General features: G+C 54.0%; 17 protein-coding genes. 2 read left to right on the forward strand and 15 right to left on the reverse strand.

The window, feature by feature from the left end; genetic code table 11:
• Nucleotides 1-2: 2 nt before the first annotated feature.
• The 15 genes from ribD to J4E70_RS13170 all read right to left on the reverse strand — a co-directional run bounded on the left by ribD (nucleotide 3) and on the right by J4E70_RS13170 (nucleotide 16,454).
• A complete protein-coding gene (gene ribD, locus J4E70_RS13100) occupies nucleotides 3-1,097 on the reverse strand; it encodes a bifunctional diaminohydroxyphosphoribosylaminopyrimidine deaminase/5-amino-6-(5-phosphoribosylamino)uracil reductase RibD (RefSeq protein ID WP_247077957.1) in 1,095 nt (364 codons plus the stop codon).
• Complete coding sequence (gene nrdR / locus J4E70_RS13105) at nucleotides 1,094-1,561, reverse strand: transcriptional regulator NrdR (RefSeq protein ID WP_213890041.1); 468 nt, start codon at nucleotides 1,559-1,561, stop codon at nucleotides 1,094-1,096. Before nrdR ends, ribD begins: the two co-directional genes overlap by 4 nt.
• A 130-nt stretch (nucleotides 1,562-1,691) precedes the next feature.
• Complete coding sequence (locus tag J4E70_RS13110) at nucleotides 1,692-3,275, reverse strand: zinc-binding metallopeptidase family protein (protein ID WP_213890042.1); 1,584 nt, start codon at nucleotides 3,273-3,275, stop codon at nucleotides 1,692-1,694.
• Nucleotides 3,276-3,513: 238 nt separating this feature from the next.
• The gene (locus tag J4E70_RS13115; protein ID WP_213890043.1) at nucleotides 3,514-3,780 is read right to left on the reverse strand and encodes a hypothetical protein; all 267 of its coding nucleotides are present in this window, start codon (nucleotides 3,778-3,780) and stop codon (nucleotides 3,514-3,516) included.
• Nucleotides 3,781-3,962: 182 nt separating this feature from the next.
• Nucleotides 3,963-5,948, reverse strand: coding sequence for an RNA polymerase sigma factor RpoD (rpoD, locus tag J4E70_RS13120; protein WP_213890044.1), 1,986 nt, complete (start codon nucleotides 5,946-5,948; stop codon nucleotides 3,963-3,965).
• A 120-nt stretch (nucleotides 5,949-6,068) separates the two neighbouring features.
• Entirely contained in the window at nucleotides 6,069-8,021 is a 1,953-nt protein-coding gene (gene dnaG, locus J4E70_RS13125; RefSeq protein WP_213890046.1) for a DNA primase, read from the reverse strand.
• Between the two features lie 166 nt (nucleotides 8,022-8,187).
• Complete coding sequence (locus J4E70_RS13130; RefSeq protein ID WP_213890048.1) at nucleotides 8,188-8,733, reverse strand: sarcosine oxidase subunit gamma; 546 nt, start codon at nucleotides 8,731-8,733, stop codon at nucleotides 8,188-8,190.
• Nucleotides 8,726-11,659 carry a sarcosine oxidase subunit alpha family protein gene (locus J4E70_RS13135; RefSeq protein ID WP_213890049.1) on the reverse strand — a complete coding sequence of 978 codons (2,934 nt, stop codon included), beginning with the start codon at nucleotides 11,657-11,659 and terminating at the stop codon, nucleotides 8,726-8,728. Before J4E70_RS13135 ends, J4E70_RS13130 begins: the two co-directional genes overlap by 8 nt.
• Nucleotides 11,656-11,931 carry a sarcosine oxidase subunit delta gene (locus J4E70_RS13140; protein ID WP_213890051.1) on the reverse strand — a complete coding sequence of 92 codons (276 nt, stop codon included), beginning with the start codon at nucleotides 11,929-11,931 and terminating at the stop codon, nucleotides 11,656-11,658. Before J4E70_RS13140 ends, J4E70_RS13135 begins: the two co-directional genes overlap by 4 nt.
• A gap of 63 nt (nucleotides 11,932-11,994) precedes the next feature.
• Nucleotides 11,995-12,420, reverse strand: coding sequence for a hypothetical protein (locus tag J4E70_RS13145; RefSeq protein ID WP_213890053.1), 426 nt, complete (start codon nucleotides 12,418-12,420; stop codon nucleotides 11,995-11,997).
• Nucleotides 12,417-12,548: a sarcosine oxidase subunit delta gene (locus J4E70_RS13150; RefSeq protein WP_213890055.1), complete on the reverse strand. Its 132-nt coding sequence runs from the start codon at nucleotides 12,546-12,548 to the stop codon at nucleotides 12,417-12,419. The genes J4E70_RS13145 and J4E70_RS13150 overlap by 4 nt, the downstream gene beginning before the upstream one ends.
• Before the next feature lie 16 nt (nucleotides 12,549-12,564).
• Nucleotides 12,565-13,092, reverse strand: coding sequence for a hypothetical protein (locus J4E70_RS13155; protein WP_213890058.1), 528 nt, complete (start codon nucleotides 13,090-13,092; stop codon nucleotides 12,565-12,567).
• Entirely contained in the window at nucleotides 13,070-14,323 is a 1,254-nt protein-coding gene (locus J4E70_RS13160; protein ID WP_213890059.1) for a sarcosine oxidase subunit beta family protein, read from the reverse strand. Before J4E70_RS13160 ends, J4E70_RS13155 begins: the two co-directional genes overlap by 23 nt.
• Nucleotides 14,324-14,428: 105 nt before the next feature.
• A complete protein-coding gene (locus tag J4E70_RS13165) occupies nucleotides 14,429-15,019 on the reverse strand; it encodes a DUF6151 family protein (protein ID WP_213890060.1) in 591 nt (196 codons plus the stop codon).
• Between the two features lie 4 nt (nucleotides 15,020-15,023).
• Nucleotides 15,024-16,454 carry a Glu/Leu/Phe/Val family dehydrogenase gene (locus J4E70_RS13170; RefSeq protein ID WP_213890062.1) on the reverse strand — a complete coding sequence of 477 codons (1,431 nt, stop codon included), beginning with the start codon at nucleotides 16,452-16,454 and terminating at the stop codon, nucleotides 15,024-15,026.
• Between the two features lie 363 nt (nucleotides 16,455-16,817).
• On the opposite strand from J4E70_RS13170, the gene J4E70_RS13175 reads away from it, so the two are divergent.
• Nucleotides 16,818-18,338 carry a TadE/TadG family type IV pilus assembly protein gene (locus tag J4E70_RS13175; RefSeq protein WP_246531755.1) on the forward strand — a complete coding sequence of 507 codons (1,521 nt, stop codon included), beginning with the start codon at nucleotides 16,818-16,820 and terminating at the stop codon, nucleotides 18,336-18,338.
• On the forward strand, nucleotides 18,335-18,871 hold the full coding sequence (locus J4E70_RS13180; RefSeq protein ID WP_213890063.1) for a TadE/TadG family type IV pilus assembly protein: 537 nt from the start codon (nucleotides 18,335-18,337) through the stop codon (nucleotides 18,869-18,871). The genes J4E70_RS13175 and J4E70_RS13180 overlap by 4 nt, the downstream gene beginning before the upstream one ends.
• The last annotated feature ends 2 nt before the right edge of the window (nucleotides 18,872-18,873 follow it).

Genomic DNA, 18,873 nt, shown 5'->3' on the forward strand with positions numbered 1-18,873 from the left:
CCTCAGGATCGCGTCCAGTGATGCAGGATGTCAGAGCCAACTGAACGAACGGAGAGCAGCCTGAAACGGCGCGCTTCGGAAAGCCGGGCAAGGCCCAAAGCCCCAATCGAGGGCTGGCCTTCAGCGCCGATTGTCACGCCCGCGCCAAAGCCAATCAGATCATCAACGAGATCAGCGCTCAGAAGCGATGCAGCAAGCGCGCCACCGCCTTCACAAAAAACCCGCGTAAGACCCTGTTCCGCCAGAGCCTGCAAAATAGATGCAGCATCAAGCTGCCCGGAAACCGTTTTACAGACCAAGGTTTTCGCACCAATCCCTTGCCAGGCAGAAACCAGAGATGAATCGGCTTCGGGTCCATGACAAATCCAGACCGGAACTTCTTTTGCCGTGCTGGCAAGTTGACTGGAAAGCGGCAAGTCGAGCCTGCGCGACGCGACAACACGAACAGGCTGGCGCGTAACGCCGAGTCCACGCACCGTCAGCGACGGGTCATCCGCCCGTGCAGTACCTGCCCCAACCATCACCGCATCGTGCCGTGCACGCATCGCATGAACGGCACGGCGCGCATCCGGCCCTGTGATCCATTTGCTTTCCCCTGTCGCGGTTGCGATACGCCCATCAAAACTGCTGGCAAGCTTCAGCGTCAGCAATGGCCGGTTTTGTTCGACGCGTAAAAGAAAGCCACGGTTTAGGCCTTCCGCTTCGGCGTGCATCACACCCGTTGCAACTTCAATACCAGCTTGGCGAAGCTTTTCGTGCCCCTGCCCTGCAACACGCGGGTCGGGATCTTCAAGCGCACTTACGACACACGCGATACCGGCCGCAACCAATGCCTCCGCACAAGGCGGTGTATTTCCATGATGCGCGCAGGGTTCGAGCGACACATAGGCAGTTGCGCCCTTCGCCAGCGATCCGGCCTGTTCAAGAGCAATCGTTTCGGCATGGGGCCTGCCAGAGGGTTGTGTCCACCCGCGGCCTGCGATGCGACCCTCTTTAACGATCACGCAGCCCACAGCGGGGTTTGGCCAAACCTGGCCCAGCCCTCGCGACGCCAGCCCAAGGGCCAGCGCCATATAGCGTTTGTCAGACGTGGTCACTCTTCCGAGGGGCTTGGCGGGCGCAATTCGCTGACAAATTTGTCAAAGTCGTCCGCCGCCTGGAAGTTTTTGTAAACACTGGCAAATCTGACGTAGGCCACCGTGTCTATCCGCGCCAGAGATTCCATCACGATTTCACCGATGGTGCCCGAAGGAATATCGGTCTCGCCCATGCTTTCAAGCCGTCGCACAATGCCAGATATCATCTGATCCATGCGTTCCGGTTCAACCGGGCGTTTTTGCAAGGCGATCCTGATGGAACGCTCCAGCTTGTCACGATCAAAGTCTTCCCTGCGTCCATTGGTTTTGATCACCACCAAGTCCCGCAACTGAACGCGTTCATAGGTCGTAAACCGCCCACCGCAGGCCGGACAGAACCGGCGCCTTCGAATGGCGACATGATCCTCAGCTGGGCGTGAATCTTTAACTTGCGTATCTACATTTCCACAAAATGGGCAACGCATAGCCTCTCCCTTGGTGCCTATCCCCGGTTATCCACAGGCACTATAGGACCTACGCAAGGTTTTGGGTAGAGGCAAATGTGACCCCCAACATACGCCCGACAAATTTCACACAATCGGCTGTTCTGTCTGATCACACAGGCCCACCGGCTGAAGGTATACACCAGTCGCGCCCGCGCGCCGTGGTAACATACTCGGGCCAGTGAAAATGAATTGGCGGCTCATAATCGCAAAGCGGCGGACTCCAGTTTTCGCCGCCAACTCCGCCGCCGGTTCGGGTTTCAAATTCTTCCCAGGCAGTATCACGCGCAGATTTATCTTCCAGCAACCGAAGGGCCGAAACGGCGAGCGTTTTAGACGCTGCCTGTACCATGGGGTCAATGGTTACCGAAATACCCCCCAACGCATTCATCGCCCAACTTGGATAGGCAGCTCCTGCAGGTGCTTTCAGGGCTGGCCGCGCAATGTAGAACCGTGCGGTAGGTGTGTGCCATGTTATGTCCGTATAGTCATCGGAAGTTGAGTTTTTCTGTTTTGGTGCAAGGTCTTGGCGTAAAATCCGTTCTGCCTCTTGCGGGTCGATCAGTTGATGACACGCCTCGATCAAAGGCGCCTCCATAGGTTCGAATCCACAGGCAGATTGAACCGCGCGCGCGGCATCTAATCCGGCGTCATCCCACTTTGGCGCACCAACGGCTTGTATCGCCTCCCAAACCAATGATGCCATGGCGTGGTTCGCCAAACCGGGACGAGATTTGCAAACCCAGTGCCGCTCGACCCGGCAACCTGTCATTGCTGCGGCGGCCTCGGCATTTCGGTCAAGTGCGGCGGTCACCTGTTCTGCCATGGCAACCGTGGGAACGCGCATCATATACTGGATGTCAGCCATCAAAGCAGGAAGATTGTCAGCGGTCGCCTGCCCTGTGCTGAGGATAGCCTCTGAAATCGACCAGCCCCCCTGATGCGGCAGCATGGAATCGCGCAAAAAACGACTGTTTGAATACATCGCAACCAAAGCGTCGTTGGCACCCGGTGCGCGCACATCGGAATGTGATTGTGGGATCGGCGCGCCATCGCCCATGCCCCAGCGTTCGGGTTCATCGCAAATAAATCGATAAATCATTGAATACGCCGCGCCACAATGTGTGTCCCAGCGCACTGTGTTACACATCGGCAGCATGTAAAACGGATGAAACGACAACATCGCCGCCAACCCGTCATAATAGCCTCTGGCCGCGTGAATTGGCTTTGACCCCCGCACTTTTTCCGCTGGCTCGCCCGTGAACCGTAACCCCCCCTTAATACCATGATGTTCCATCGCTGCTTTTGTCGCCAAAAGTCCGCCAAGGCCTGACATCCCAAGGGCAGAATGCGGGTCAGTGTGGCCACCAGCAGCAAACCCCAGCCCCGTTCGTGGCGCGCGTTCGGGTTTCGCCGCCTGGCAATTCCCGGGCACTGCGTCATATTCAGCGTACATTCCGATGACTGGCCCATCGCCATTCTGCCATTCTGCGCAAAACGCAGTTGGCATGCCGCCAGATCCTGCCTCTACGCTGAACCCTTCGGCGCGTAGTTTTTCAACATACCAGTCTGCTGATTGATATTCGCGCCAGGCTGTTTCAGCGAAGTCAAAGATTTTGGCCGTCCAGCCAGACAAATCCGATGCGTGTTCTGCAACCCAACGCGTTGCAAAATTCTGTGCCATGCTAAGTGCCATCAGCGCTCCTTTTCCTAGAACCAAAGCTGAACAAGCATGTGTCATCTGTCAAACAGTTGATCCGGTGTGCAGCGGAAAACGCCTGCAAGGGTTGTCACAAAATGTTCGATATTAAAAATATTTAACGAAATATGAGGATTCGACAACATTAGAGGAAACAATTAATTAATTGTTTATTAGCCATAAATGAAAAATCTTTCGAAAAACTGTTTCTCGCTAATGTTCATTTTTGGAATGTTTAAATTTGCAAAACAGCATCACGGTTTTCCGATCCGATCGTCCCAACCCAACTATCATAAGTTCCAGACGCGGGATTTCGCAGAACGATCTGCGCATCAATATCACTGGCGCTGTCGTCGTCCCAATGCCAGTTTCCCGCTGCGGTGTTGACTGAAAGTCCTAAGTCACACGCGCTGGCCGCATGAACCCCGCCAGCGCGCAACTTGTAACGGCGTTCTAAAAAAAATGCGCCGCGTTCCCAAAATTCTGTTCTCCGTTCAAACACCATTCCTCACAAAGAGGTAAGGCTAAGGTAGTCGAACTGAAATTGATCGGAAAAAGAGCAAGTCTGACGCATGTAGGCACCTCCTGTTGTACGAACAGGTTCAGCCTAACAAGCGATATGTAACCTGAAAATCTCGAATTCTGCTAATTTCCAGGCAGTGGCAACGCTGCTGCCTGCGTATTTTACTGATCAAGAAAACTGCGAAGCTTGCGTGATCTGCTTGGGTGTTTCAGTTTGCGAAGCGCCTTGGCTTCGATCTGACGAATACGTTCGCGCGTAACGCTGAACTGCTGACCAACTTCTTCAAGCGTGTGGTCCGTGTTCATTCCGATCCCAAACCGCATCCGCAAAACACGTTCTTCCCTTGGGGTAAGGCTGGCAAGAACACGTGTCGTTGTTTCTTTCAGATTTTCCTGAATTGCGGAATCAAGCGGCAGAACCGCATTCTTGTCCTCAATAAAATCGCCAAGCTGACTGTCTTCTTCATCGCCAATTGGCGTTTCAAGAGAAATCGGCTCTTTGGCGATTTTCATAACCTTGCGCACTTTTTCAAGCGGCATCTGAAGTTTTTCAGCCAGTTCTTCCGGCGTTGGCTCACGGCCAATCTCGTGCAACATCTGGCGTCCTGTGCGCACCAGTTTGTTGATGGTTTCAATCATATGTACTGGAATTCGGATTGTGCGTGCCTGGTCGGCGATCGACCGGGTAATCGCCTGACGGATCCACCATGTTGCATATGTGCTGAATTTATAGCCGCGGCGATATTCAAACTTATCCACCGCTTTCATCAGGCCGATGTTACCTTCCTGAATAAGATCAAGAAATTGCAGGCCGCGGTTCGTGTATTTTTTAGCAATAGAGATAACAAGGCGCAGGTTCGCTTCGACCATTTCTTTCTTGGCCTGACGCGCTTCTTTTTCGCCCTTCTGAACTTGCTGAACGATGCGACGGAACTCTGAGATATCAAGACCGACATACTGCCCAACCTGTGCCATATCTGCACGAAGTTCCTCAATTTTTGGTGTCGAGCGTTCGACCAGCGCCTGCCAGCCACGTCCAGCCTTTTCGCTCATCCGCTCAAGCCAGGTCGGATCCAACTCGTGGCCCCGATAGGCTTCAACAAATTCGCGACGGTTGATACGAGCCTGATCTGCCAGTTTCACCATGTTCGAATCGATCGACATGATTTTGCGGTTAATACCGTACAACTGGTCGATCAGCGCTTCGATCCGGTTGTTATGCAGATGCAGTTCGTTCACAAGCTCCACAATTTCGGCCCGCAGCTTTTGGTACGTGTCTTCTTCGCCGGTAGAAAAGCTTTCGTCTTCGTTCAACGTCGCCGAGATCCGAACGTCCTGCATATCAGACAGTTTGGCATAGTCGCGCGCAATAAGGTCCAGCGTTTCCAAGACACGTGGTTTCAACGCGGCTTCCATCGCAGCGAGCGACATGTTTGCCTGTTCATCCTCGTCGTCATCGTCTTCAGCGATAATCGGGTTACCGTCGGCGTCTAACTCCGGCGTTTCTTCTTTTTGCGCAGGCGCGGCTGCACCAACGGTTAACGGGGAAACAACTGGCTCTTCTTCTTCGTCCTCTTCGCCCATCGTGTTGCCGAAAGTCGTCTCAAGGTCGATCACGTCGCGCAATAAAATTTCTTCGTTCAGAAGCTCGTCGCGCCAGATCGTAATCGCTTGAAATGTAAGGGGGCTTTCGCAAAGCCCCAGGATCATCGTGTTGCGTCCGGCTTCTATCCGTTTCGCAATTGCAATCTCGCCTTCACGCGAAAGCAGTTCGACCGAACCCATTTCACGCAAATACATGCGCACGGGATCATCCGTGCGATCCAGCTTTTCGCTTTCAGCAGTCGCAACAACAACATCGCGTGCGCTGCTGGTCTCAACCAGATCGGTTGAACCTTTTTCTTCTTCCTCGGCTTCGTCGTCTTCAATAATATTGATGCCCATTTCTGAAAGCATCGACATCACATCTTCAATTTGTTCCGAAGAAACCTGTTCTGGTGGCAGAACCTGATTAAGCTGATCGTAGGTGATGTAGCCACGCTCGCGCGCTTCGGCAATCATCTTTTTGACAGCGCTCTGGCTCATATCGAGCCCCTGTTCGGTGTCCTGATCTTCCTGCTTACGGTCGTCGGTATCTTTGGCGGCCATTCAATGTTCCTCGCGAAGGCGGGCTGATTCGGAAATCGGCGTTAACCCGAATCAATCGTGTGATTCGGTGATTCGCAACCCGTTTAAACTGTTTTCTTTACTTCTTCCTCATCAAACCGTTTAATTTTGGCGGTCTTTTTTCTTGGAAAACGTAATTGTTGAGAAGATATCGTCCCTGCGTTTCAGTTCGTCTTTGTTCATGGACAACCCGTTTGGGGCCGTCTCATATTCTGCTTTGTCCTCCGTCTCAGCACGTTCCGCCCTGTTGCGGGCTTCGGCGGCCTGACCAATCCTCCAGGTCAAACCCTCATCGGCAAGGCCGGTCAAATCCTGCATAGCTTCGGAAATTTCGCGCCGGATGCCACGTTGTGCATCAAGTTTCGCAAGTTCCTCGGCTATACAATGAACGGCAATTTCAACATCGCCCGGATTACGCACTGTTGGAGCAAGTTTGACATGGCGCGCATTAAACAGGTTTTCAAGGGCCTCCCGCCCCGCATCTTCCGCTATATTTTCACGAAAATTCTCTGCCGGTGCACCAAGATGAATCAAGAGTGCATTGCGGAGCGCGTTGTGATCCGGGTTCGAAAGCTCCAGCCGTTCCAAAGCAGTCTCGAACTGGCCTATAATAGAAGGATGTAAAAGCAACGTCGCAAGAACCACTGCCTCGCGCAGAGGTTCTTCAACCTGATTTCCTGCAGCCAGAAGAGAGTTTTTTGTGCTTGGTGAAGGTGTGGCGATTTGGCGTTTGTTCCAATCCCCTTTTTTGAAAGCCGTTTTACGGCGCTGTGTTCCGAACAGGTCCCATCGCATCTGCTTGATCGCTTCGCCATAGTGGTTCCGGATTGACGGGTCCTGAATTTTGCGGATCGCATCGCGCAGGCTCTTATCAAGCGCAGCTTTGCGTTCCGGGCTATCGAATATCTTTCCTTCGGTTTCACGTTGCCACAAAAGCTGAACCATCGGCTGAGCCTGATCCAACAGTTTTTGCATCGCGCCGGGCCCTTGCGCACGAAGAATATCATCAGGGTCCTGCCCTTCCGGCATCAGAGCAAACCGAAGCGACAGACCAACCTCAAGCATGGGAAGTGCTATATCTATCAGACGCATAGCAGCCCGCAGCCCGGCGTTGTCGCCATCAAGCGCAATAATGGGTTCCGGTGAAATACGCCACATTAGCCGGAGTTGATCTTCGGTGATGGCTGTTCCAAGGGGGGCAACTGTCGCTCCAAATCCAGCCTCAGAAAGGGCAATGACATCCATATACCCTTCGGCCACGATCAGCGGCTGGCCCTTGCCTGCAGCCTCACGCGCGGGGCCGTGATTGTAGAGGCTGCGGCCCTTATCGAACAGCGCTGTTTCGGGTGAATTAAGATACTTTGCGCGCGCATTCGGGTCTAACGACCGACCGCCGAGCGCGATAGCACGCCCTCGCGCATCGCGGATCGGAAAGATGATACGGCCACGAAAACGGTCATAGGGCGCACCACCATCATCAGGTTTCGCAGCGAGCCCCGCGTCGATGATCAGTTCCGGATCAACGCCCTTCCCGGTCAGATGCTGAAACACGCCCTGTCGAATTTCCGCTGCAAAACCAATATCATAACGGGCTTGCGCCGCTTCATTCAAACCACGGCGATCAAGGTAGTCGCGGGCGTCAGCTGCGGCGGAAGTCTTCAGTTGCAGGCGATAGTATTGAACAGCCTGTTCCATGACCTCGGCCAACTGGCTGCGTTTGTCGGCCTTTTGTTGCGCTTGCGGATCAGGGGCGGGCATTTGCATGCCAGATTCCCGCGCAAGAATTTCAATGGCTTCCATAAAGCCCACATTTTCGGTTTCGCGCACAAAGGAAATTGCGTCACCCTTGGCGTGGCACCCAAAGCAATAGTAGAATCCCTTTCGGTCATCTACATGAAAAGAAGCACTTTTTTCCTGGTGGAAGGGGCATGGCGCCCACATGTCGCCTTTGCCCTGGTTGGACTTGCGCGCATCCCACATAACCTTGCGGCCCACCACCTGCGAGAGCGATGTTCGTGTGCGGAGTTCGTCAATGAAACCGGGAGGCAGACTCATGGACGCAGTATCAGGCCAGAGAGACGATCTGTCCAGATGGCGACGACACCAGAGGTGTCATTTGAGCGGTGTTTTACGCGAAACTTGCAAATCTTGTAAGTTCAAAAGCGGCCCATTTTAAAAACTTACACCTTTTTCCCGCGCGATCAGCCGTGAAATAGCGCGCTCATTCGCGCGCCGCGACAGATTTCATGGCAATGGTCAGATCATGCACAGCGGTCACAGCAAAAGACCGCATCACCATGATGTCAAAACTGTTCGCTCCGCTGCGCGTCACCGACATCATCATGTGCAGCAAAGTGGTGCGGGCGGTGTGACCGCGTTTGAAGACCGTGGCGCGCAAATCGATGGGTGCAAGACGCGCCAGCACATCTTCGGCCCCTGTCCCATGAAGACGCATAACAACCCATCCATCGCTTTGGTCGGTCAATGCGGCGTATTGAGAAAGGTCTGCAGGCGCGTCCGGCCCAAGAACAAAAACCTGTCCCTGCCCCATCCAGACAGCGCGCGCGCCGTCCTTTCCGGTTGCGCGGTTTGGGCCGGGCATAGTCATTCCACAAGCCGCCTTGAGCGCAGCAGAAGCCGCTTTTTCCTGCCCCTTGAACGGTGCGACCGACGTCACGCATGCAGGTAGAATCTCGGTCAGGGTCATTGTTCCTGCAGTTACCGGCAACAAACCTTCGGCTGGGGTTTTAGCAATCAATTCAGCCACGGGTTTTCTCCCCTTCCTTGTCAAGGAACACCGGATGGCAAACCTCGCACTGAACCTCGAGCCTGCGAAGATGATCCACCATCATTATTGTCTCGCCATGACGTGCAGGGCCGTTTTTCAGAAATGCGAGACCAAGATTGCTGTCCAGCGTCGGAGAGTAACAGACAGAGATCACATATCCCTGATCGTTCACCCGTACGGCTTCGTCATTCGGGTTAAACAGATGTGCGCCTGCCACGAGTTGTTTCACCTCGCCAATGGGTTTGATCCCGACAAGCCGCTCGCGTTCTGGATCAACCAATCCGGGGCGGGCTGCGGCAGGTTTGCCGATGCAATCTTTCTTGGCGGAAACCATGCGTTCCATACCGATGTCAAAAGCCGTCACGCGTCCGTGAATTTCGGCATGCGTTATGAACCCTTTTTCGATGCGCAGTACGTTCAGCGCTTCCATACCGTAAGCGCCACCGCCCAGCGCCTCGGCCCGCGCAAGCAGATCGCGGAACAGCGCATCGCCATAGCGCGCTGGCACGGCGATTTCATAGGCATGTTCACCCGAAAACGAAATCCTGAACAGGCGGGCATCAACACCCAAAAGCGTGACCGGACCACAGGCCATGAACGGCCAGCTTTCATTTTCGATTGGTGCATCAAGAATGGTGTTCAGCAATTTGCGCGACTTTGGCCCCGCAACGGCGAATTGCGCCCATTGTTCAGTCACTGAAATGAACCGCACGTTCATATCCAGGCAAAGACATTGATGCACGTATTCCAGATGCCGCATCACTGGCCCGGCGGCGGCTGTTGTCGTTGTCATCAGGTAATGGTGTTCCCCAAGACGCGCTGTTGTGCCGTCATCCATCACATAGCCGTCTTCGCGCAACATCAGGCCATACCGCGTGCGACCCACCTTAAGCGTGCTGAAGGTATTGGTATAAACAAAGTCCAGAAATGCCGCTGCATCAGGCCCCTGAATATCAATTTTGCCAAGGGTTGAAACATCCGCAATGCCAACGCTTTCGCGCACCATTTCGACCTCGCGGTCGCAGGATTGGCGCCATGTGGTTTCACAGGGACGCGGAAAGTAGGATGGACGATACCAAAGGCCCGCCTCGATCATCGGCGCAGCACGTTCAACGGTGGCAGCATGGGACGTCATAAACCGTTCCGGTGCAAAGCCCTTGCCGCGACCACCGGCCCCCATTGCCGCGATTGATACCGGGGTGAAAGGCGGGCGGAAGGTCGTTGTTCCCGTTTCGGGAATTGCGCGGCCTGTCGCGTCCGCCAGCACCGCAAGCGCCCCAACGTTCGAGTTTTTGCCCTGATCGGTGGCCATGCCTTGCGTCGTGTAGCGTTTCATATGCTCGACCGAGGCAAAGTTTTCGGCTGCGGCCTGTTTCACGTCCTTGGTGGTCACATCATTCTGAAAATCGAGCCATGCGCGGCCCTTACCAGCGACCTGCCAGAGCGGGGTAATGTTGTAGGCAGCGTCTTCGGCCTTTGGCAGCGGTATGGATGGGGTTTTAATGCCCAGCGCATCCAAGGCTTTTTTCGCGCGGAACAGCCCTGACTTAAGCGCCCCTTTTGTTGAAAATACACCAGCCGCAGCCCCGGCAACATCAAGGCCCGGGACCATGTTCGGCGTTGGAACAAAAGCGGCGATACTGTCGTTCCAGATTGGACGGCCATTCATATGGCAGGTCAGGTGAAGCGTGGGGTTCCAGCCACCCGACATTGCCAGACAATCGGTCTTGAGCGTCTCTGTTCCTGATGCTGTGCGAATTTGAACCTCGCTCAGGCCAAGGCGGCCTTTGGTGTCCACCACCTCGGCACCCGTGTAAACGGGGAAATCACCGCTGACGTCAGCATCTGGTCGGCTGTCGATCAGTGCTGCAACCTTTACACCCGCCGCCGCCAGGTCATGCGCGGTACGATGTGCATCATCGTTGTTGCCAAAGACCGCAACCTCGCGTCCCGGCACAACACCCCAGCGGTTGAGGTAAGCCCTGACGGCACTGGCGGTCATGATACCGGGACGGTCGTTCATCGGAAAGGCAATGGGACGCTCTATAGCGCCGGCGCAAAGCACCGCCTGTTTCGCAACGATCCGCCAGAAACATTCAAGCGGCGCATCTGCGTGTGGTGCGGCAAGATGGTTTGAGACCTGTTCAAGCGCGCCGTAGGTGCCCTGATCATAGGCACCAGTGACTGCCGTGCGGTGCATCAGGCGAACGTTATCCATTGCTTCCAGTTCAGCAATTACTTCGTCCACCCAAATATGCCCGGGCTTTTCATCCAGCGTGTAGGTCTCGGTCAGCAAGCGCCCGCCAAAGCGGCTGTCTTCCTCGGCCAGAATTACATCAGCGCCAGCGCGCGCAGCCGCCAGCGCCGCGATCAGACCAGAGGGGCCAGAGCCGATAACCAATATGTCACAAAAGGCAAAAGCCTTTTCGCATCGGTCATCATCGTGTTTGCCTGAAAGCGCACCAAGCCCCGCTGCGCGGCGGATGAAAGGCTCATAAACCTTTTCCCAAAAGCTGCGCGGCCACATGAAAGTTTTATAATAAAACCCTGCTGACAGGAAATTCGTGAATGCGTCATTTACTGACAGAATATCCGTTTTCAGGGACGGCCAATTGTTCTGGCTGCGCGCAACAAGACCTTCGAAAATGTCCTGCGTGGTGGCGCGGGTGTTTGGGCTCTGGCTAGGACCTTCGCCCACGGTCATCAGGGCGTTTGGTTCTTCTGACCCTGCGGTCAGAATGCCACGCGGACGGTGGTACTTGAAACTGCGCCCAGTCAAACGCACGTCATTGGCCAGCAGGGCCGAGGCGATCGTATCGCCTTCAAAGCCAGTGTATCGTTGGCCATCAAAGCTGAACCCAACACGCGTGTCACGGTTGATCAGGCCTTTCCCCTCGACCCTCATTTTGCAGCCCCCCGCTTGACGTCAGAGGCAAGTGCCGTTGACAACACCTCGTGCGTCACCGTGTTACGGGTCACGACCAGCCATGCCGAACAACCGCTTTCATGATACCAGAGGTCACGGGTCACACCGGCCAGGTTGTCGCGGTTGTGGATGTAATCATCCCACGCCACGTCACCCGCGTCCGGGGTCGGACGGTCAAGCGCGATGGCATCCCCGACATAATAGAATTCGCGTCTGTCGCGTTCTCCGCAAAGCGGACATTTAAGCCGCATCGTTGCCTCCACTAAACAGTACAAAACCCAACACGGTTGCCCCGAACATCGACAGAAAAACCTCTAGCATTGGTCCACCTCAAACCGCGCAGTTTCAGTTCTATCTGTGTCCGTAACAACAGTGCGATAGACAACCCCGCGTCGAACGAATGCCGCTCCAATCCAACTCGAACAGACCTCCTTTTGGTAGTCGGGAGCAAAAAGAGCCAACATCTCAGTGCTATTTGTCTTGGCAAATTGTTCTAATTCCGGATCAGTCAATCTGATTTCCCGCACTACTGCAGCACCATCTGCATACAACCGCACTTCCGTCCCGGGGCCGTAGTTAGGAACGTCCTGTGTGTTTGCAAATTCAACGATTTCACTGGCCATTTCCTCCGGCGAAGGTTGGTCGGAGGCATGCGCCGTTGTCGCCACATTGCTTCCTGTAATCGCAATGAGCATGGTCAGTGTCCTGACCTGTTGCTTGGTTTTATCAAAGATACTCAATCCACCCACATCCCTTGAATGCAAATCATGTTGGCTTTTCCGGCAGATTGGTCCAGCGCACTGGCATCCCCGACATAGTAAAACTCGCGTCTGTCGCGTTCCCCGTAAAGTGGGCATTTTATACGCATTTCAGCCTCTTAATGCTCAGTGCCGCAGGTCGTCACAGCGTGCGTCGTTAACTTGGTTCAATCGGTAGGTCACTGATTTACCCTGATATTCTGTCAGGTCGGTTGCACCACCACATTCGTCATAGTCGCCAACCATCAGATAATCAGTGCGAAACTCCAGTATCCCGCCACTGTTGCGGCTGATTTGCATGCCACCACCGTCGCATTCTACAAAACAAGCAGGGGCTTGTTTGCCGTTGCCTGCATCGCAGATCAAAAACTGATCCAGCGTTTCGCCACCCAATCCTTCTGCGCGAACATGCCCCTGATTGGCCAGAAGCACCTGCATCCGGGCGTGAAGATATGTGGAATCGTCAAAGGTCTCTTCGGTAAACAAGACGCGGATACTTTCAACAACCTGTGCGGGCTGACCCGACAGATGCGCCTTTGTATAGTTCCGTTCAAAACACCCCATCGGCATGTCCATAGCCGCGATTGGGGTTGCAACAAGGCTGCCTAAAAGCACAGCCACTGCCGTCTTTTTAATGAAGATTGTGTTGAGCACCGGTCCCCTCCTCGTCCATAAGGCCAACACCGGTTCGGAACCGGTCAAGGCGGAATTTCGCTGCGGACTCATGGTGGGTATCGGTCGCCATAAGATGCGCGAATGAATAGCCAGACCCCGGCACAGCCTTGAACCCACCGTAGCACCAGCCACAGTCGATAAAGAGCCCCTTGGTGTCTGTCTTGTCGATGATGGGGGAGCCATCAGGCGTCATATCCATGATACCGCCCCAGCTGCGCAGAAGTTTTGCCTTGCCGATCATCGGCATCAGGGTCATTCCAGCCTCCATCACATGTTCAACCATCGGCAGATTGCCACGTGCCGCGTAAGAGGCGTAAAAATCCAGATCACCCCCAAAGACCAGCCCACCCTTGTCAGACTGGCTGATGTAGAAGTGACCCATCCCAAAGCTTACAACATGGTCGATGCAGGGCTTTAGCCCTTCTGTCACAAAGGCCTGCAGAACATGACTTTCAATAGGCAAGCGCATCCCGGCCAAGGCCGCAACCTGACCAGATCGGCCGGCCACAACAATCCCGACCTTTTTGGCGCAGATCGCTCCGCGAGTTGTTTGCACACCTTTCACAGCACCGTTTTCAATGTCGATGCCCGTTACTTCGCAGTTCTGAATGATATCAACACCGCGCTGGTCCGCACCGCGTGCATAACCCCAGGCCACCGCGTCATGGCGTGCAGTTCCTGCGCGTTTCTGCAGTAATCCGCCATAGATCGGAAACCGCGCCTGTTCATAGTCAAGATAAGGCAGCAAACGTTGCACATCCTCGCGCGACAGCAGCTCTACGTCATCGCCCTGATTTCGGATCGCATTGCCCCGGCGCACGGCAGCATCGCGCTGACCATCGGAATGGAACAATGCAATCTGTCCGCGCTGAGAGTGCATGACATTGTAGTTTAGGTCTTTCTCCAACCCCTCCCACAGTTTCAGCGAATGACTGTAGAACTCAGAATTGCCGGGCAGGAAGTAATTGGCGCGCACGATGGTCGTGTTCCGGCCAACGTTGCCACCGCCAATGTAACCTTTTTCCAAAACGGCGATGTTTGTCATGCCGTGGTTCTTTGCAAGGTAGTAAGCTGTCGACAGGCCGTGACCACCGCCGCCGATGATAATGGCGTCATATTCTGACTTTGGTTCAGGGTTGCGCCAGTGAGGGGTCCAGCCTTTGTTGCCAGACAAACCTTCTTTTATCACCCGCAGGCCGGAAAACCGCATTTCTTACTCCATAGTCAGACGAGACGATAGAACCAAGTCCACAGACAATGTGCAATGCGTCTCCGCTCGCAACTTGGCATTTTCCGACAGGACTTGTCGCTTCTGTTATTTCGGTGTGGCTGCGCGCCGTTCTTCCAGCGTCAGCACATATGGCGTAACGATGGGATTTCGATTTGCGTCAAAGAAAAAATTCTCGGTTCTGCCGCGTAACTTCGCGCCGAGATTACGACGGACAAATCCCCAAATCGCGCGTCGCATGCCAAAATCTTTCAGGTTTTCAGGTGGATCAATTGCACCACCAGTATTTACCACTGCAACAAGCGGTCCGAATGCTTCGGCGTTTTTTTCACACGCTCTTACGTGGACGCCCACAAAGGCCAGTTTCGCTGAGGCCAGCGTGTTGAAAAGCGGGGAGTTGCAGCAAGAGGCGTACCAACGCATGAGACCCTTGGGTGACAGGCGCATACAGGCGAGCTTTTCAGCGCCCTCTGTCAGTTCTATTTCGGCAGGAATCGTCTGATAGATTTCTGTACCGCCATGCTCGTCCAGCACCTCCGCCGCACCAAGATGATGCGCCGCCGCCTGACAGTCGCAGCAATAGCATTTTACATGGCTGCCCGTCGTTGGAGAAACAGAATGCAACACCCCTTTCAGAGTGCCGCATCTGCAAGAAAACGCCAGATCGACTCCGGCCATGGAATCAGAGCCCTTTGGCGCGGTAACTGGTGGCAACCTTGTCAATCGCAACCAGATAGGCTGCAACGCGCAGGTCGGTAACATCATTGCGGCCATGCCAGACTTCGCGCATCGACTGGTAAGCAAACCGCATGGTGTCATCCAGACCAGAGCGCACGAGTTCCAGCTCATCCGCACCGCGCAGGTACTTTTCCTTGAAATCCGGGGACAACTGCCATCCAAGATTCTTGTCACCAGAAAGGCGTTCAAGCTCATCCACAACAAGCTGGTGACGGCCCTCTTCCTGACGGCGCTGCATCCGGCCAAACCGGATGTGGCTGAGGTTTTTGACCCATTCGAAATAGGACACGGTCACACCGCCAGCGTTTGCATACATATCCGGGATAATCACCGTCCCTTTGTTCCGCAGAATCTCGTCAGCACCTGATGTGATCGGGCCGTTTGCAGCCTCGATTATCAAAGGGGCTTTAACGCGATCAGCGTTGGTAAGGTTAATCACGCCCTCAAGAGCCGCAGGGATAAGAATGTCGCAATCCTCTTCAAGCAGCAGTGCACCGTTTTTAACGTATTTGCAGTCCGGCACATCCTTGACACCACCATGTTTGGCGAGCCAAGCCTGAACTGCATCAATATCAAACCCCTTTTCATCAAAAATGCCGCCATCGCGTTCGATGATACCGATGATCTTGGCGCCGTCTTCCTGGGACAGAAACTTGGCAGCATGGTAACCCACATTACCAAGGCCCTGAACGATGATCCGTTTCCCGTCCAGTTTCCCGTCAAGTCCGGCTTTCGCAATATCTTCAGGATGGCGAAAGAATTCTTTCAGAGCATATTGAACGCCGCGACCGGTTGCTTCAACTCGGCCCGCGATACCACCTGCATGTGGGGGCTTGCCTGTTACGCAGGCCCTGGCATTGATGTCTGTGGTGTTCATCCGCGCGTATTGGTCGGCGATCCATGCCATCTCGCGCTCGCCCGTTCCCATGTCCGGAGCAGGCACGTTCTGGCTCGGGTTGATCAGGTCACGCTTGATCAATTCGTATGCGAACCGACGGGTAATAAGCTCCAGTTCGTGTTCATCATATTCGCGCGGATCAATACGCAGGCCGCCTTTGGAGCCGCCAAATGGGGCCTCAACCAACGCACATTTATAGCTCATCAGTGCTGCCAGCGCTTCAACTTCGTCCTGGTTAACACCCATTGCATAGCGGATGCCGCCTTTCACAGGTTCCATATGTTCAGAATGAACAGAACGATACCCTGTAAAGGTTTGCAACTGGCCACGAAGGCGCACGCCGAACCGAACGGTATAAGTTGCGTTACAAACACGAATTTTTTCTTCAAGACCCGGTGGGAGATCCATTAAGGCAACAGCCCTGTTAAACATTATATCTACTGATTCACGAAAACTGGGCTCTTGGATGCCGGTCATTTCTCTCTCCAAATCCTGCAGTCGCGAGAATCGCTCGCAACTTTCTGGGTCCTGCGACATTATGACGAATTGGTTAACGTGTCTCACGCGAATCGAATGATTCTGCTGCTTTTTGCCCCTTAAATGGACTGTTAATTGATCTCAAAACGTGAACAACGTGGCTAAATTAGCCTTAATGTGGCGAGATGCGAAACAAAACGGCCAAGAGTGATGCAAAAAAGCCCAAGTTTTCCTGGCGTTTTTCAATTCGGACCCATCTTTGCCCATATCTTGCCACAACCTTAAAGCCTTATGTCCGGGCACTCATTTAAGTGCGAGGGGTTTCGAGGTCGTTTACAGCGACATCAAGAGAGGTATGTGACGATGCGTTCTGTTCAGTTCGATCACGGTATAGATGCTGCAAAGAAAATGGAAAGCACCCAAGGGTCCTTTCTGTCAAAAGCGGCGAAATTCCACCGAGATGAAAATGGCTCTCTCATCATCTTCTCACTCTTTATTTTCGTATTGATGCTCATGGTAGGCGGCATGGCCGTTGATATGATGCGCTACGAAAACACCCGAACGAAACTTCAGAACACGCTGGACCGCTCCATTCTGGCTGCGGCAGACCTTGACCAGACACTGGACCCTCAGTCTGTTGTTGAAGACTACTTCGACAAAGCCGGCATGCGGGATTATCTGCTTTCCGTAACCGTTGATCAGGGTCTGAACTACCGCACCGTAAGCGCGCTCGCCGCGACTGACGTCAGAACGCTGTTTATGCCAATTCGTCAAAGCGGCGCCACTGGTGGTGAAGACCGGATGGGCCAGTTTCTTGACATGATGGGCGACACGCCCCTGCATGCACTTGCCGGGGGTGCCGCTGAAGAGCGCGTATCAAACGTGGAAATTTCACTTGTGGTGGATATTTCCGGCTCAATGGGGCGAAACAACAAGATTTACAACCTGCGGGTTGCGGCAAAGGAATTTGTCGACACGGTTATTCGTGAAGAGGCCGAAGACCTGATTTCGCTTTCCATTATCCCCTACACGGCGCATGTGAATGCGGGTCCTGCCATCTTTAACCAGATACAGCGGACATCCATCCCGAACCATAATTATTCTCATTGTATCGATTTTATTGAATCTGATTTTGATGAAACCGGGCTGGACTTCGGCACGGACGCCAATGGAAATTACAATCGGTACTATAAGCAAATGCAGCACTTTGAGTGGAGCAGCAGCTCATATCAACCGATCCGCAACCCCGGCTGCCCGATGCAGACTTATGAGCGTATCGTTCCGCTTAGCCAGGACGTGACCGCAATGCACAACACGATTGATAACTATCGTGCGCGCGCGAATACGGCGATCCATATTGGTATGAAATGGGGTTCCATTTTGCTGGATCCTTCAACACGGCCAATCGTTCAGGAACTTGCAAACCAAGGCATCGTGGATAGCGCATTTTCAACGCGCCCCGCGGCCTGGGATGACGATGAAACCATGAAAGTTGTGGTTCTGATGACCGATGGTGAGAACGTGAACACCAACCGGATCGAAGACTGGGCCTATAACTCAGAAAGCGAATACATCCACTGGAACAACTACACTTTGTGGTACTACCTCTATCGGAATGTGAGCTATTCGTACCGCAATCGGTACTACGACACGGTCTATACGGCGTCCCAGGCGGACACGATGCTCGACAACATTTGCGACGCTGCAAAAGCCCAGGACATCACTGTGTTCACGATTGGCTTTGAAGTCAGCAACCACGGTGCCGACGTGATGCGCAGCTGTGCGTCAACCGTAAGCCACTTCTTCCGGGTCGAAGGCACAGAGATTTCGCAAGCCTTCAATGCGATTGCGCGTCAAATTAACCAGTTGAGACTTACACAATGAATTTGTTCACGCGTTTAATCCGCCGTTTCAGGCGCTCGGAAAAAGGCAACGCGACAATCGAGTTCGTGCTTGTCTTTCCGATATTCATCTACATTTTCATGTCGGCCTTTGAATCAGGCCTTTTGGCGGTTCGCCACGTGATGCTTGAGCGTGCTCTGGATCTGACGGTTCGCGACCTGCGCCTTGGGAATCTGACTGGTCCAACACATGACGAATTGAAAACGCTTATCTGTAACCGCGCGACGATCCTTCCGGATTGTATGAACGCGTTGCAGCTTGAGTTGCGCCCTGTAAGTACGACAACCTGGTCGCCGCTTGGGTCCAACGCAACCTGCGTTGACCGTTCCGGCACCATCACCCCTGTTGTCGCGTTTGATGGTGGCGGGGACAACGAGATGATGCTCGTGCGGGCCTGTGCAATTTTTGACCCAATCTTCACGGGGAACGGAATGGGTTTTCACATGCGCGTCGACCACACTGGTGGTTATGCGCTGGTGTCGACCTCTGCCTTTGTAAATGAACCGAGGTCGTGAGT

The sequence above is a fragment of the Pseudohalocynthiibacter aestuariivivens genome (genome assembly GCF_018457175.1).
Classification (GTDB): Bacteria; Pseudomonadota; Alphaproteobacteria; order Rhodobacterales; family Rhodobacteraceae; genus Pseudohalocynthiibacter; species Pseudohalocynthiibacter aestuariivivens.